16 protein-coding genes are annotated in these 15,150 nt (G+C 58.1%); 2 read left to right on the top strand and 14 right to left on the bottom strand.

The genetic code is table 11. The features are described from left to right. Positions 1-23: 23 nt before the first annotated feature. From FDP08_RS05390 to FDP08_RS05445, 12 genes are all read right to left on the bottom strand, one after another. Positions 24-329 (bottom strand): STAS domain-containing protein, encoded by a 306-nt coding sequence (locus FDP08_RS05390; RefSeq protein WP_137434980.1) that lies wholly within the window; start codon positions 327-329, stop codon positions 24-26. Positions 330-453: 124 nt separating this feature from the next. Then, positions 454-894 carry a flagellar export protein FliJ gene (fliJ, locus tag FDP08_RS05395; RefSeq protein ID WP_137434981.1) on the bottom strand — a complete coding sequence of 147 codons (441 nt, stop codon included), beginning with the start codon at positions 892-894 and terminating at the stop codon, positions 454-456. Continuing rightward, complete coding sequence (fliI, locus tag FDP08_RS05400) at positions 894-2,273, bottom strand: flagellar protein export ATPase FliI (protein WP_137434982.1); 1,380 nt, start codon at positions 2,271-2,273, stop codon at positions 894-896. Before fliI ends, fliJ begins: the two co-directional genes overlap by 1 nt. Continuing rightward, positions 2,254-3,147 carry a flagellar assembly protein FliH gene (locus FDP08_RS05405; RefSeq protein ID WP_137434983.1) on the bottom strand — a complete coding sequence of 298 codons (894 nt, stop codon included), beginning with the start codon at positions 3,145-3,147 and terminating at the stop codon, positions 2,254-2,256. The genes fliI and FDP08_RS05405 overlap by 20 nt, the downstream gene beginning before the upstream one ends. Continuing rightward, positions 3,147-4,187 (bottom strand): flagellar motor switch protein FliG, encoded by a 1,041-nt coding sequence (fliG, locus tag FDP08_RS05410; protein ID WP_137434984.1) that lies wholly within the window; start codon positions 4,185-4,187, stop codon positions 3,147-3,149. The genes FDP08_RS05405 and fliG overlap by 1 nt, the downstream gene beginning before the upstream one ends. Then, positions 4,180-5,880 (bottom strand): flagellar basal-body MS-ring/collar protein FliF, encoded by a 1,701-nt coding sequence (fliF, locus tag FDP08_RS05415; protein WP_137434985.1) that lies wholly within the window; start codon positions 5,878-5,880, stop codon positions 4,180-4,182. The genes fliG and fliF overlap by 8 nt, the downstream gene beginning before the upstream one ends. A gap of 15 nt (positions 5,881-5,895) precedes the next feature. After that, positions 5,896-6,264 (bottom strand): flagellar hook-basal body complex protein FliE, encoded by a 369-nt coding sequence (fliE, locus tag FDP08_RS05420; protein ID WP_137434986.1) that lies wholly within the window; start codon positions 6,262-6,264, stop codon positions 5,896-5,898. Between the two features lie 217 nt (positions 6,265-6,481). Then, positions 6,482-7,936 carry a sigma-54-dependent transcriptional regulator gene (locus tag FDP08_RS05425; protein ID WP_137434987.1) on the bottom strand — a complete coding sequence of 485 codons (1,455 nt, stop codon included), beginning with the start codon at positions 7,934-7,936 and terminating at the stop codon, positions 6,482-6,484. A gap of 16 nt (positions 7,937-7,952) precedes the next feature. Continuing rightward, positions 7,953-9,239, bottom strand: a complete 1,287-nt coding sequence (locus FDP08_RS05430) for a sensor histidine kinase (RefSeq protein WP_228263238.1) — start codon at positions 9,237-9,239, stop codon at positions 7,953-7,955. Between the two features lie 248 nt (positions 9,240-9,487). Then, a complete protein-coding gene (locus FDP08_RS05435; protein ID WP_137434988.1) occupies positions 9,488-10,945 on the bottom strand; it encodes a sigma-54 dependent transcriptional regulator in 1,458 nt (485 codons plus the stop codon). Between the two features lie 73 nt (positions 10,946-11,018). Then, complete coding sequence (locus FDP08_RS05440) at positions 11,019-11,345, bottom strand: SOS cell division inhibitor (protein ID WP_137434989.1); 327 nt, start codon at positions 11,343-11,345, stop codon at positions 11,019-11,021. Between the two features lie 74 nt (positions 11,346-11,419). Then, a complete protein-coding gene (locus FDP08_RS05445) occupies positions 11,420-12,781 on the bottom strand; it encodes a DUF1329 domain-containing protein (protein WP_137434990.1) in 1,362 nt (453 codons plus the stop codon). Positions 12,782-13,039: 258 nt separating this feature from the next. Here FDP08_RS05445 and FDP08_RS05450 point away from each other — a divergent pair, with 258 nt between their 5' ends. Together FDP08_RS05450 and FDP08_RS05455 are read left to right on the top strand one after the other, a co-directional pair. Continuing rightward, positions 13,040-13,516 carry a DUF6586 family protein gene (locus FDP08_RS05450; RefSeq protein ID WP_137434991.1) on the top strand — a complete coding sequence of 159 codons (477 nt, stop codon included), beginning with the start codon at positions 13,040-13,042 and terminating at the stop codon, positions 13,514-13,516. A 60-nt stretch (positions 13,517-13,576) separates the two neighbouring features. Beyond that, positions 13,577-13,834 carry a hypothetical protein gene (locus FDP08_RS05455; protein WP_137434992.1) on the top strand — a complete coding sequence of 86 codons (258 nt, stop codon included), beginning with the start codon at positions 13,577-13,579 and terminating at the stop codon, positions 13,832-13,834. Positions 13,835-13,853: 19 nt separating this feature from the next. On the opposite strand, the gene FDP08_RS05460 is transcribed toward FDP08_RS05455, so the two are convergent. Both FDP08_RS05460 and lexA read right to left on the bottom strand, forming a co-directional pair. After that, positions 13,854-14,342, bottom strand: coding sequence for a cell division inhibitor SulA (locus FDP08_RS05460; RefSeq protein ID WP_137434993.1), 489 nt, complete (start codon positions 14,340-14,342; stop codon positions 13,854-13,856). Positions 14,343-14,426: 84 nt separating this feature from the next. After that, positions 14,427-15,035, bottom strand: a complete 609-nt coding sequence (gene lexA, locus FDP08_RS05465; protein ID WP_137434994.1) for a transcriptional repressor LexA — start codon at positions 15,033-15,035, stop codon at positions 14,427-14,429. Between the last annotated feature and the right edge of the window lie 115 nt (positions 15,036-15,150).

The following is a 15,150-nucleotide window of genomic DNA, read 5'->3' on the forward strand; positions in this document are numbered from 1 at the left end:
CCGCGACCCCGCGATGTCATGACTCAGCGAATCGCAAACAACTGTTCAAAATTGGATATGGACAGTATACGGCGAACGTCATTGTTGCAGTTTTCGATGCGAATTTTCGCGCTGTCGCCGCCGGCGTAGTCTCTCAGTAACAGCAGCATTCCCAGAGCCGAGCTGTCGAGATAGGTGGTGTCGGAGAGATCCACCACAAAGGCCGTCACATTTTCGTCACCATGCTCATAGGCATCACGAAAGGCCTGATGGGTACTGAAATCGAAGCGCCCTTCAATTTTTATGGTCAGGGTTCGACCGTCCTCACTGCGATGCGTCTGAATCGGCATTCCGGTGCCTCCATGAAGTACGAGCCGGGTAACAGGGAAAAGTGTGAGCCTCGGGGGGCATCCTCAGGTAAAGGATAGCTCACCATGCTGATTTTGCACCCGCACTGCAATGTCAGCAAATGTTTCAGCGCCGCCTGGCAACTATTCGGCCGGCGGCCTCGTCCATCTGTTTCTGCTCTCTCAGATCCTGTTCCCGCTGTTCCTGCCGGCGGCAGGTTTCAATATACTTTTCCATGCCCCGGCGTCGTTCCCAGGCCCGCTGCCACTCCTCACGGCAATGCCTGAGCCGATCCTCGGCCTGGACAAGCAGTTTCTGCTGCTGACCAATCACCTGATCCAGCTGGGCAATGAACGCCTGCCAGCCCTGCAACCGAGCAACCGACACCACGCCCTGCTGGCTGCTGCGAATCTGCTCCCGGTACTCTTGCTGGTAACGCTCCAGGTTTTCAATCTGCTGGCGCTGAGCCTCGTGGTGTTGCTGGGCTTCAGCCATTTTCTCCAGGGCTGCTTTTTCCTTGCGTTCCTCAAGGGTCAGCACCACTGCCAGCCGTTGGGATCGCAACATCAGCTACCTCCTCCGACGGCCGGCGGGTTTTTGGCGCGGTCAGGAGACCGTCTTTCGGGCACCACCGCCAGCAGTTGCTGAATGCTTTCTTCCAGGGGGGCGCTCTCGTTCAATCCCTGTTGCAGGAACTGCCCCATGTTGGCGATATGGGCCATGGCGAAATCGGTTTCCGGATCCGACCCTTTCACGTAGGCGCCAACGCTGATCAGGTCCCGGGCCTGCTGGTATCGGGAATAGACCTGCTTGAAACGCTGGGCGCGGGCGAAGTGCTCCGGCTGAGTTACCTGGGGCATAACACGACTGATGGACGCCTCGACATCAATGGCGGGATAGTGTCCCTCTTCCGCCAGCCGACGGGACAGCACAATGTGACCGTCCAGGATGGCCCTGGCGGCATCGGCAATGGGGTCCTGTTGATCATCGCCCTCCGTCAGCACGGTGTAGAACGCCGTTATCGAGCCAGCACCCGGGCGACCATTGCCGGTTCTCTCCACCAGTTGCGGCAGCTTGGCGAAGACCGATGGAGGATAGCCCTTGGTGGCCGGCGGCTCACCCACAGCAAGGGCGATTTCGCGCTGGGCCTGAGCATAACGGGTGAGGGAATCCATCAACAACAGCACCCGCTTGCCCTGGTCGCGGTAATACTCCGCAATTCGGGTGGTCAGCATGGCAGCACGTAGCCGCATCAGTGGCGAATCGTCGGCGGGAGAGGCAACCACCACGGATCGGTCAAGGCCCTCATCCCCCAGGATATCTTCAATAAATTCTTTGACTTCGCGACCCCGCTCACCGATCAACCCGACCACGGTGATATCTGCGTCGGTAAAGCGCGTCATCATGCCCAGCAGCACACTTTTACCCACACCACTGCCAGCAAACAGTCCCAGGCGCTGACCCTGGCCTACGGTCATCAACGCATTGATCGCCCGGATTCCCACGTCCATGGACTGGCGAACCGGGGCCCTGTCCAGCGGGTTGATGATATCGCCACTCAGAGAAACCCGGGATTCAGCCTGTAGCGGGCCCTTGCCATCAAGCGGCTCACCATTGCCATTCACCACCCGTCCCAGGAGCTCCGGGCCTACCGGCACCCGACTGGCGACCGACAACGGCACCACCCTGGCACCGGGGCGCAGCCCTTCAATAGCGGTCAGGGGCATAAGGTAGACGCGCTCATCCTCAAAACCCACCACTTCCGCTTCCACAGTGCCGGCGCCCTGGCCGGTAATCACACAACGGTCGCCCACCACCATGGGGCAACCCACGCATTCCAGGGTAAGGCCAACCATTCGTGTCAGGCGGCCGGAAAGCTCCGGTTGCAGTTCTTCGGTAAACGAATCCTGTAATCTTGCGAGGCGTTCAGCCAGGTGCGCCGTCATCGCTCTCACCCTTAGCCTTGCCCTCGTCGGTCTCCCGCTCGCGGCTCTCGTCCTGATCGGAATCAAGTACACCGTGCTGGAAGTCAGTGAGATCGCTCATCATGGCGTCAAGTTCTTCCACGTCACCGGCTTTCTCAGTGTCCAGCTGTTTGTCCAGCATGCCCTGAATGGCTTTCTGGAACCGCTTTTCAACCGTGAAGTCCACCAGGCTGTGACGGGTTTCCAGCTTGCAGCCACCCCGCAGAATCGAGGCATCCTCAACAATGGAGGTGGCTGCCTCAAACTTCCCGGCGACCTCGCTGACCCATTGGTAGTCGTCGGGGTGAATATGAACGCGCACGTTTTCAGAAGTAGAGGGCAATGACGCCATTGCGTGGCGGACCACCTCGGTGATGTGGGACGAGTCCAGTGACAGTTCCCTGAACACGACGGCGCGGGCAAGCACGGTGGTCAGATTAACCAGGGCGGTTTCCACCTCATCCTCGTGGCGCTGGATGGGAACCAACAACTCACCCAGCAAGTGCTCCAGCCGGTCCAGCTTGACGTCGACTTCCTTGCGGGTTTCCGCCAGCCCCTGCTCGGTTCCCTGCTCGCGGCCTTCGGCAACACCGGCCTCATACCCTTCCTGATAACCTTTTCCCCGGCCTTCGCTGAAACCGGCCTGGTATCCGGCCTCCCGGCCTTCACTATGGCCGTCTTCATGGGCCGCCTGGCGAATGTCGTCAATATCGGCCGCGGTCAGGGGCTTTACTTCACGCTCCTCTTCCCGGGCCACCTCGTTACCCCGGGCATCCAACAGAGGCAGCTCCCAGCGCTCATAAGCGGTGAGATTCTCCTTGGGGATGCGATCGAGGTTGCGGCGGGGATCTTTCATCACATCATTTCTTCGCCAGCACCGCCGAGGGTGATTTCACCCGCTTCAGCCATGCGGCGGGCAATGGTGATAATGTCTTTCTGTGCCGACTCCACTTCACTGACACGCACCGGCCCCTTGGCCTCCAGATCATCCTGCAGCAGTTCGGCAGCGCGCTTGGACATGTTCTTGAAGATTTTTTCCTGGACACCGTCGTCGGCACCCTTGAGGGCCACGACCAGCACCTCGGAGGACACTTCTCTCAGCAGTGCCTGAATACCCCGGTCGTCAATGTCCTTCAGGTTGTCGAAGACAAACATCAGGTCTTCAATAGTGGACGCGAGATCCGGGTCCATATCCTTGATGGAATCCATCAGGCCGCCCTCAATACTGCGGTCCATGAAGTTCATGATATCGGCAGCGCGCTTGACGCCGCCAATGCGGCTGGTCTGGGCCGCGGAACCACCAGAGAACTGCTTCTCGAGGATGTCGTTCAACTCCTGAAGTGCCTGTGGCTGGATACTTTCCAGGGAAGCCACCCGCATCATCACATCCAGGCGCACCTTGTCGTCGAGAGTGCCGAGGATTTCGGCGGCCTGGTCAGGATCAAGATAGGAGATAACAATGGCCTGGATCTGAGGGTGCTCATAGCGAATGATGTCCCCGACGGCACGTGGCTCCATCCACTTCAGGGTATCCAGGCCGGTGGTGTTGCCGCCGATAAGAATCCGGTCAATCAGGCTCGAGGCCTTATCGTCACCCAGGGCCTGGGTAAGCATGGTGCGGATGTAATCATCGTTGCCGACGCCCAGACCAGTCTGACCGCCGACGGCCTCGACAAACTGGTTCAGCACAAAGGTAACGTCATCCTTGCTGACATCCTTCATCTGGGCCATGGCCACACCAACCCGCTGCACCTCTTTCGGGCCCATGTGCTTGAGCACTTCGGCAGCGTCGTTTTCGCCAAGTGACATCAGCAGGATCGCCGCCTGTTCTACCCGCGGAATTTTCCGCTGGAGCTTTTGCGGCGCCTCAGGCTGGCGGTTGTTCTCATCAGTCATCGACATTCACCCACTGGCGCATCACCTGGGAGACCCGGGCGGGGTCTTCCGCAATCAGGCCTTTCAGTGCATTTAGCTGCCTATCATAGCTGTCTGTTGCCCCGGGCAAAAGCAGATCGTCCTGCGAGTGCATGGCCTCACGCAGGGCGTCGCCACCCTCAATGCCATCCAGGCCTTCGTAACCGTCCTCACCAGAATCGCCCCGACGTTCGTTGCGACCGCCACCAGAGAGACTCTTCAGGGTCGGGCGCAACAATCCCAGTACCAGCACCAGGATCACGAGTCCCGCCAGTACCTGCTTCATCAGGTCCCAGAACCAGGGCTGCTCCCAGAATCCCGGCGCTTCGAATTCCATCTGCTCCTGGGCTGCGAAGGCTGTATTCATGACCGTAACACTGTCTCCCCGGGCCGCAGAATAACCAACAGCGTCACGCACCAGCATGGTCAGGCGCTGCAGCTCCTGCTCAGGCCAGGGTTCGTAGCTGACCTCTCCGGTCTGGGGATCCACTACTTTCATGTCATCAACTGCGAGGGCTACAGACAACCGTTTTACCCGGCCCAGTTCCTGGCGCACGTAGCTGACCGTGCGGTCCATCTCGTAGTTACGGGTGGACTCCTCACGTACATTCACCGGCGGCGCCTGTGCCCCGCCCTCGTCGCTATCATTGGCCTGCTCCGGCACGGTTGCCTGGGCCGGCGGCTGGTTGGACAGAGCACCGGGAATGCCACCGGTACCACCAGCAGCACGACGCTCGGACATCTGGCGTTCACTTCGCACTGCCTGTTGTTCAGGATTGAAAAGCTCCTCGGCCTGTTCCACCGAAGAAAAATCAAGGTCTGCCGTCACTTCGGCGCGGAACCGCCCGTCTCCGACCACGGGGCGTACCAGAGAGGCAACCCGACGGGTCAGGCGGTCCTCAACGCGTGCAGTGTAATCGTACTGGTCTTCCATCTGTCGACTGTCACCGCCGTCATCGCGACCGGTGAGCAGGTTTCCACTCTGGTCAACCACGGTGACATTGTCCTTGGACATTTCCGGAATGCTGCCGGCGACCAGGTTCACAATCGAGGCAATCTGTTCGTGCTCCAGACGGCGGCCTGCTACCACTTCCAGAAAAACAGAGGCAGTCGGTGTGCGGGCGTCACGGACAAACACGGAGCGCTCGGGGATTGCAAGGTGAACCCGTGCCGCACGAACCGTGCGCATGCTGCCAATGGTTCGCGCCAGTTCCCCTTCCAGGCCCCGGCGGAAGCTGATGGTTTCCATGAACTGGGAGGTGCCCAGACCGCGATCCTGGTCCAGCAGCTCGTAACCCATCGTCTGCTCGTCTGTCACACCCTCGGCCGCCAGCTTCAGACGGGCGTTATAAACCTCATCCGAAGGCACCAGCAAAGCGCCGGTGCGCGGCTCCATGCGGTATTCAATACCGTTGGCGTCAAGAATGGTGGTGACGTCCTGAGGGTTGTACCCGGACATATCCCCCACCACCGGCTGGTAGTTGGGTTCCTGCGCCCAGAGAACCACGGCAACACCGAGTGCAACACTGGCGGCAAGCCCCACCATCAGTCCCACCTGCCGCAGCAGGTTGAGCCTGTTGAACCCGAATATCAGATCACTACGGCTTTCGCCGGTGTCGTCACCACGCGCCGCGGGCATATTCGAGGATGAGGTTTCGGCAGGTAAACTGGCCATGGGTCTGCTCCGCTATCAAACCGGCATATTCATGATGTCTTCGTAGGCCTTGACCACCCGGTTTCGTACCTGGGTGAGTGCCTCGAAGGAAATGGACGCCTTTTCGGACGCAATCATGACACGGGTAATATCCACATTCGGATCGCCCATATCGTAAGCGGTCTTGAGATCATTGGACGACTGCTGCAACTCGTTCACTGACCCTACGGCCTGGCTGAGCATGTCACTGAATTTCGGGGTTTCAGGGGTTTCCTGCAACCGGGAGGGCCCATCTATCCGACCGCGGATATTGTTATCCTGCTCAACCCGCTGATTCTCCATCATCTGCGAGCGCATATTGCGGATTTCGGACAGAACACTGTTGATGTCAGCACGTTGAACCATGATTCACTCTCCCGGACCGCCCCTGTAGCGGGCAAGCCATTGAACTGGATATCGCTTTCCGGGGTTAAAGCAAACCACAGGCCAATATTAATTATTGTATTATTTTCATAAACTTAATGAACTTTCTGGCAGGAAGGCGCAAGACAACGACAGTCTTTTGACGAGCCCATAAAAAACGGCACCCGAAGGTGCCGCACGAAAGAGTGGCTAAAGGAATTCAGGCGGCGGCCAGCTCGGCATCCAGATCAATGCCCGCATCGCGCATCTGGGCCAGCTTGTATCTGAGCGTGCGGGGGCTTATGCCCAGCTGTTCCGCAGCCCGGTTACGACGGCCACGTTCCTTTTTCAGGGCCTGGATTATGATCCGGAATTCACGCTGGCGAACCTCGTCCCCAAGAGACGTTGAGGCCAGATCCTCAAAGCCCTTCCCGGTGGATTGATCAGTCGTCTTCTCGCCTGTCTGAGCGACTGCTACGGAAGGCGGTTCGGGCGCAACCTGCCCGGGCGTCACGGAAGCTGAACCGCTGTCCATCCGTCCGGTAATACCCAGTTCCAGACACAGGTCGCCGGCATGAATCACGTTACCCTGGTGCAGCACCAGTGCGCGCTGGATGGCGTTATCCAGTTCGCGAACATTGCCGGGCCACCGGTGTGTCATCAGCGCGTTCCTGGCGTCAGGCGCAAAGGTCACGCCTGTAAGCTTCATCTTGCGACAATGAGCCTTGAGCAAGGCAGTGGCCAGGGGCATGATGTCCAGTGCGCGCTCGCGCAGTGGCTGCCAGTGCATGGGAAATACCGTCAACCGATAATAAAGGTCTTCGCGGAACTTGCCTTCCCGGACATGGTCGGACAGGTCCCGGTTGGTAGTGGCGATCACCCTCACGTCCAGCACAATGGTCTTGCGTCCGCCCACCCGCTCAACTTCACGCTCCTGCAACACTCGCAGTAATTTGGACTGCAGGCTCAGATCCATTTCCGAGATTTCGTCCAGCAGAATGGTACCGCCGTTGGCCTGCTCAAACTTGCCGGGAGAGGATGCAACTGCACCGGTGAAGGCGCCCTTCTCATGGCCGAACAGGATGGCTTCCAGCATGTTCTCGGGAATCGCCGCGCAGTTAATGGCAACGAAAGGCTGTTCGGACCGGGGCGATTGCTGGTGAATATAGCGCGCCAGCACTTCTTTACCGGTACCACTCTCGCCGGAAATCATCACCGTTGAGTCGCTGCCCGCCACCTTTGTTGCCAACTGGAACATGCGTTTGCTGATGGGGTCTTCCGCTACCGGCTGATCGCCACCTTTCTGACGGCCGCCACCCACGACCTTGCTGACGGCGTCCACCAGCACGGCCGGCTCGAACGGCTTCACCAGGTAGTCAATGGCGCCCGCCTGCATGGCGGAAACCGCGTGGCTGATCTGGCCGTACGCGGTAATCAGCATGGTCGGCAACCCGGGGTACAACCTCTGTATCTCATGCAGCAGGTCATGGCCGGACATACCGGGCATATTCACGTCACTCACGACCATGTCCACCGGTGACTCGGCCAGTTGTGCCAGTGCCTGCCTGGCATCGGCAGCTTCCCGCACCCGGAACTTCGCCAGCTCCAGTGTGGTCACCAGCGCTTCACGCAGATCGTGGTCATCCTCAACGATCAGAATTTGGGCTTTGGCCATGATTGCCTCCGGTCAGTTATGCTTTTTTAGCTTGCGAATGCCGGCCACCGGCCGACAGCGAACGCAACAACGGCAGCGAAATGGTTGCCACAGCGCCCCCCTCGGAGGGCGCCTCAATAGCAAACCGGCCCTGGTGCGCTTTCACAACAGCCTGGACCACCGCCAGCCCGAGCCCCGTGCCGTGAGACTTGGTGGTATAGAAAGCTTCCAGAAGCTGACTGGCCTGCTCCGGAGAAAACCCGGGGCCGTTATCGGCGATCCTAACCACCAGTTCGCCATTGGCAGAAGCTATGGCAACCGTGACGGTCGTTGCGCCAGCTTCCACGCTGTTATTCACCAGGTTGGTACAGGCGCCGACCAGAGCATCGCGATTACACATCAGCGACTCGCTGTCTGCCTGGCTGTCCAGCTCCACGGCCACACCGGAAGGCAGTTTCAGCCCGTCCAGCGCAGACGCCAGCGCCTGGACCAGCGCAGGAGCAGACAGCTCCTCCGCCAGCCGGGTCTCGCCGCGGGCAAAAATCAGCATGTCGCGAACTTGCTGCTCAAGATGCGTCAGACGGGACATCAAACGGGAAGCGCAACGCTGGCGCATCTCCTCATCCAGGTCGTCCTGGCCAAGGTGCCCGCCATACAGGATGGCGGCGGAAAGCGGCGTGCGAATCTGGTGGGCCAGCGACGCGACCATCTTGCCCATGGCCGACAGGCGCTGGGCATGGGCCAACTGGGCCTGGAGATGACGGGTCTCTGTCAGATCCGTCAGCAGGATCAACTGCCCTGGCTGGTTCTCCATGGTACGGATTTCAATACTCACCCGGCGGCCATCCTTCAGCGACACCTCATGGCCGTCATCCCGCCGAGGCGCAAAACAGCGACGAATCACATCCACCCAGCGCTCACCGTCAAGGGGCTCACCGAGCAGGGTGATTGCTGCCGGATTGGTCTGCGTCACCACACCCTGGCTGTCGAGTACCACCACGCCGGCAGGAAGCGCATGAAGCAACGTGGAAAGCCGGTCCGCCAACTCCTCTTTTTGCTCCAGCTCCGCCTGACGCTGCTGCGACTCTGCAGACAACTCCCCGGACAACTGGTTAACACGGGATTCCAGCGTGCGATAGGAATCAGTAATCTGCCGGGACATCTGATTGAACAGATCCAGCGCCGTACCCACAGCCTCATCATCCTGCTCCGGGAACAACGCCGTCACCTTGTCATTGACATCCGCCGCCGCATTGGCTGAAGGCCCTTCAGTGGCTAAAGGCTTCTTCGCCGACGACAAACCAACAAACTGCAACTGACTCATAAACTCGCCCTCTGACCGGACCAAACTCCGGCCCGTACCAATCGGATGGATCGTTTGGGCAGACCTAAGCCAGCACCGTGCCAACTTTACTTTTTGCTTATATTTCAACAGGAAGGAAAATCAAAGAACGGACATATGACGGGTTTACGTCACCCGAAAACAACAACGGCGTCAAAGATTACAAACCTTTGACGCCGTTTGAAACATATTGCCGGGAAGGCTCCTCCACAGTTAGAGGCGTGCAGCCGTCAGCCTTCCCCGGCCTCTTCATCCTCATCCCGGAGCCCATACTTTCGCACCTTCTCCACCAGCGTCGTCCGCCGAATGCGCAGCTTCTCCGCCGCCCGGGCCACTACCCCACCGGCCTCATCCAGAGCCTGCTGGATCAGCTGCTTCTCAAGGTTGGAGAGGTAGTCCTTCAGATCGATACCGTTCACCGGTAACAGGGCCGGAGCGTCCAGCCCCACCAGCCCCGGAATATTGGAGGGCATCCCCGAGTCCTCGACCGGCCGATTCTCATCGTAGTCGTCCACGTAGCGGAACTTCTTGGGCAGCTCCTGCACCCCGATGACCCCGTATGGATTCATGATCGCCAACCGCTCCACCAGGTTCGCCAACTCCCGCACGTTACCCGGCCAGTCGTGGCGACACAGGCTCATGATCGCCGCGGAATTCAACCGCAGTGAGCCACGCTTCTCTTTCTCCATACGGGAGATCAATTCATTGATCAGCAGCGGGATGTCTTCTACACGTTCCCGCAGGGCCGGCATCTCAATGGGGAAGACGTTCAGGCGATAGTAAAGATCTTCCCGGAAATCGCCGTTTTCGATCATGTCTTCGAGAATCTTGTGGGTTGCCGCAATTACCCGCACATCGGCGGACTGGGTGCGGTTGCTGCCCACCCGCTCGTAGGTGCGCTCCTGCAATACCCGCAGTATCTTCACCTGCATGTTCAGGGGCATATCGCCAATTTCATCGAGGAACAGAGTGCCACCTTCGGCGAGCTCAAACCTTCCAACGCGGGCGGTAATGGCCCCGGTAAAGGCACCTTTCTCATGGCCGAACAGCTCACTTTCCAGCAGCTCTGCAGGTATAGCGCCACAGTTGACCGGGACGAAGGGCTTGTCCCGTCGGGCGGAATGGTAATGCAGATTGCGAGCCACCACTTCCTTACCGGTACCGGATTCGCCGGTAATCAGCACGCTCACATCCTTGTCTGCCACCTGCTCCATCAACTGGCGCACAGATTGCACCTTGCGGCTGGTACCCACCAGGCTGCGGAACAGCTGCAATCCACGCTGCTGGCCACGCTCACGCGACCGTGAAAACTGGTCACGGTAGACCTGGGCGCGATACATGGAATCCACAAACTTGGTGTAGTTAAGGGGCCACTCCATGCGGGCAATAACGCGGCTGGCCTGATCTTCTGACAACTGCTTGAGGTCCGGGTACCCGATCATCAGCACAGGCACGCCCACAGTGGCCTCACAGACCACCGAGACAGTCTTGCGCACACCGGCGTCTTCACCGTTGACGACGACAGCAGAGATCTCATCCAGCTTTTCCGGATCGCCACTGGCAAGCAGCGCATACGCCTCCTCACCGAACACGACGTCTTCCTCGCCAATGAACTCAAGTATGGTGGCAATATCACGCTTTCTGGAGTCGTCCTCGCTGAGCACCAGCACCTTATTATTCTTCGACATTCAAACGAATCTCTTGCGGGGATTTGTGAGCGGTATTTAAGACTGTAAGTGCGCCCGAGTCAATTTTATGACGCTATTTGGGACGATTTGAAGAGACGTTCTGATAGGCTTTTGCCGCGCTTCGGTTCTGATTCACTTCCTTGAGCGCTTGCTGGGCTTCCGCCTTGGCCGCATTTGCCGAAATATTGGCACGGTCACAATAGGTCTGAAGGGTTGCCAACCGTTCCCGTACCGGCTCCGGGGCCAGCTCTCCGGCTTCCAGGGCTGTCATCACCGGTTCAATGGTCGGTTTGACCAATTTGCTCAGGCGCGACAGTTCTTCCCAGTTTTTCTCCGCTAGAGCGGTTTTCAGATGCTCCACCAGGGTATCCACTGCTTCCAGTTGTTCCGGCGCCGACATACCTGCATCTCCAGTATCGCTGTATGGCCCGGACAATGGCCGGGGATTCAAAAGGGCCCCGGCCATCACAGTTATCAGCGACGAGCCGCCCTGCGGGCTGCTGACGCCGAGAACTGGTTGCCGCGGAAGCCGGGATTGAAATCGAGGGCCGGGAAACCGTTGTCCAGACCATCAATATAGTAACGCTGCGCCTTGAGGTCGTACGTCATCTCCATGGTAGTCCAGAATACCGGCTCACTGTAGTAGCTGATATTGTGAGACTCGGATACGCGCCAGAGCTCTCCCTCACTGTCATATTCCTCACTGGCCAGAATCTGCCAGCTGTCCTCGTCTACATAGAATACACGACGGGAATAGATATGGCTGATACCGGTGCGCAGCTTTGCTTCCACCACCCATACCCGATGCAGTTCATAACGCGCCAGCTGCTGATTGATGTGCTGCGGGCGAATGACATCGTCCGGCCTGACGTCTTCATCATGAAGCTTGTAAGCGTTGTAGGGGACAAACATTTCCCGCTTCCCTTTCAATTCCCAGTCGTATTGGTTCGGAGCGCCGTTGTACATGTCTTTCTGATCAACGGACCTCAATGAAGAGGAGTTGGGCAGGTCGGTTTCATAGGCCAGGTTTGGTGACCTGCGCAGGCGCCGGGAACCGGAGTCATACCGCCAGGCAAGACGCGGCGAGCGAATCTGGTCCAGGGTTTCGTGCACAAGGGTGATGGTGCCTGCCAGGCTGGAGGGCGCTATGGTGTCGGTCTTCAGGTAAAAGATCTTGTTGTCGATGTCCTCTAGATCCGCCCCTTTGCGGCTGTAGGCTAAAAAATAGTCGTACTGGTTTACAACCTGGTTGTAAGAACCGTTCACCTGCGGGGTCGCGGAGGAACTGCGAAATGAAAGTTCCTCGCCCCGATAACGAAGAATGTGATTCCAGATTACTTCAAGACCATCGTTCGGAATCGGGAAGGGGCTGGTCATGATCGTGTCCCGCACACCGTTACCATTACTGAGCAGTTCGGCACTCAGTGCATTTTCCCGGGATTTTTCATAAACATGCTCCGGAAAGGCCGCCGTACGGCGGGTCCGGTAAACCGGCATTACAAACTCCGGGCCATATTGCTTCAGCATCTGGATGTGGCCATCTGTGAGCTTATCGCGATACAGGTCCACATTGTCTGCGGAAATCACGAACAAGGGCTCATCCCGGGGAAATGGATTGATTTCCACCTGCCCCTGCTTCCAGCCCGACGGTGGTGTTGTCAGACCGCCGGTCCACTCCGGAATACTGCCAGAACCATTGCCTTTTCTCTGTGCACCAACGGGGGTGAGTTCATTGCCCAACCGCTCGGCCTCGGACTCACTGACCTTCGCGTAGACGCTACTACCGGAAAATCCGAGCATTGCCACTGTAAAACCTGCGACCAAATGGTTACGCATTCCCTTCCACCTCCACTGAAACTGATCTGGACGCCGGACAGCCAGGACTTTCCGTTCACTGGAATCCCAAGCCAGACGATCAAAAGTTACTCAAACCGGGCGCCTTTTTGCCAAATTCAAACGCCCGTTTCAAGTGATTCTTTGTAGTTTCTTGTCAAAGGCTCGTGGATTCTCAGGAAGGAAGAAATTCCTGACCAGAAATGTTATCATTGTCAGTTAATTCGTCGCGCGACCTTAACCCCGTATGCAGGTATCTCCATGGCGTCATCGTGGCATTCACTGGTTTCCCAGAAGATTTTCCTTGCCAGGACCCTGCTGGGTCAGCTGGATGGCAACGACAGTGTGCCCGCGCGTGAAGCCCTGATTCAGGGAGCCGTTGAACTTGCTTTGCGGGCCAGAAAGCTGGTTCTGGTCATGGTCGCAAGAATGTATCAGGACAAGCTGGGGCGGCCCGAAAGCCTGGAAGCTTTGACGGAACTGCTGGGCGATGAGATTCCGGAGACAGCAGAACTGAACCAGCTCGTTAACGAAGCTCACAGTTGGTGGAACCATCTTGAGCAACTGGAGCGGCACCAGGGCAACCCGCCAGCGGCCAAAAAAACCGTGAGTGACGAAAATGTGATTGCTGTTGCTGCGGACACCGGTCCAGACAGATCGAAACAGGCGCTTGAGCAAACCCTGAGTGCGATCAAAAACTTTACCGACACCCTTGAGGAACGGCACAGCGAGTGGTAATACCGCGGTCCGCCGCTGCAAACTGCCGCCACCCGGGGAATGAACTGAAAGGCTAACTGAATGTCACCCTCTTTTTTCGAGATTGTACAACTGAGCAATGGCGATTATGCACTTCGCCGGATTGACGACGACAGCGCACCACTGGTGAAAATATCGTTTTCGGCTGAAGCCAGGGAAATGATGGAAGACCGGGAGATGGACGTGGCCAAGGCCATGATTGCCACCGGCATAGAAGCAGCAGGCAATGTCGCCCACGATATCGACTGGGAAGAAGAGCCGGACTCTCATGAAATCCGGCCTTCCTATACGCTTCACTGATCCCGGATTTACTGAACCTTCAGCGTTGGCGCAGCACAACGCCGTGGCTGTTACCCCGGGCAGAGGCCTGCTCCAGTGAAGTCAGGGCTTCACGCCCGAGTTTCCGTGTCCACATCACGACGGCATGACAGGTGCCTGCGCTCAACGCCCGCTCGGCCAGCTGCCGGGCCGGGTAGTCCGAAGTAGACCGCAACACCAGTAATTCGCCTGCCACAATCCCACGCATGGTCTGCCACTTGCTGACCAGGCTTTGGGGTGGGTCGATCCAGGCCAGCCAGCGTTTTTCCTGGTTCAGCTGTGTCAGCATCGGCAGCAACAGCTGGAAATTTTCAACCTGCCCTTCAGGCAGAATGATTTCCGTCACGTTACCCTTTGGCTGTACCGTGCGGGTGCGGGTGACCGGCGCCCGGCTCACATCATGGCTGCTCAAACCGACAGCCTCCGGGCCGACGAATCTCCCGCCTCCGTGAGCGTAAGCCAGGTTCTGATTAAAGCTGAGTTGTTCCATGATAAGCCTCATTTGCCTTTAAGCCGGGCCCTGCGCAATTGATACCTTGCAGAGCACTGCCGGAAATGTCCGGATACCGCGGTATCAGTGAAGATCCGAGCGCCGGATAACACCGACACCCAAACCTTCAATAAATAATTCCTGTTCTGTCAGATCCACTTCAATGGGCGCAAACTCTTCGTTCTCTGCGATGAGATACACTTTCGAGCCGTCCTTGCGGAACCGCTTCACAGTCACCTCTTCACCGACCCTGGCCACAACGATCTGGCCATTGTGTACGTCGCTGGTCCTGTGCACGGCAAGCAGATCCCCATCCAGGATGCCGATGTCCTTCATACTCATACCGCGCACACGCAGCAGGTAATCCGCCGAGGGCGAGAAGAATTCGGGCTGCAGGGTGCAGTGATCTTCGATGTGCTCCTGGGCCAGAATCGGGCTACCGGCTGCCACCTGGCCTATCACGGGCAATCCCGGGTCCGCTTCGACCTCCGGAAGACGGATACCACGGCTTGCCCCCGGCACCATCTCGATGGCCCCTTTCCTGGCCAATGCCCTGAGGTGCTCTTCAGCGGCATTGGCTGAACGGAATCCGAGCTCGGCGGCAATCTCCGCGCGTGTCGGCGGATATCCCGTCTCGTCGACGGAGCGACGAATGATTTCCAGTACCTGTGTCTGCCTTGCTGTCAGCTTCATGTGTCGGTGACCCCGGTTAGCCCTGTTTTTATATACAGTGATTTGACTATATACAGTGTTTTATCCAGTGTAAAGTCCATGCCTGGAATTTTTCCGCTGCCCCGCCTTATTTGGC

This window comes from Marinobacter panjinensis, assembly GCF_005298175.1.
GTDB classification, from domain to species: Bacteria; Pseudomonadota; Gammaproteobacteria; order Pseudomonadales; family Oleiphilaceae; genus Marinobacter; species Marinobacter panjinensis.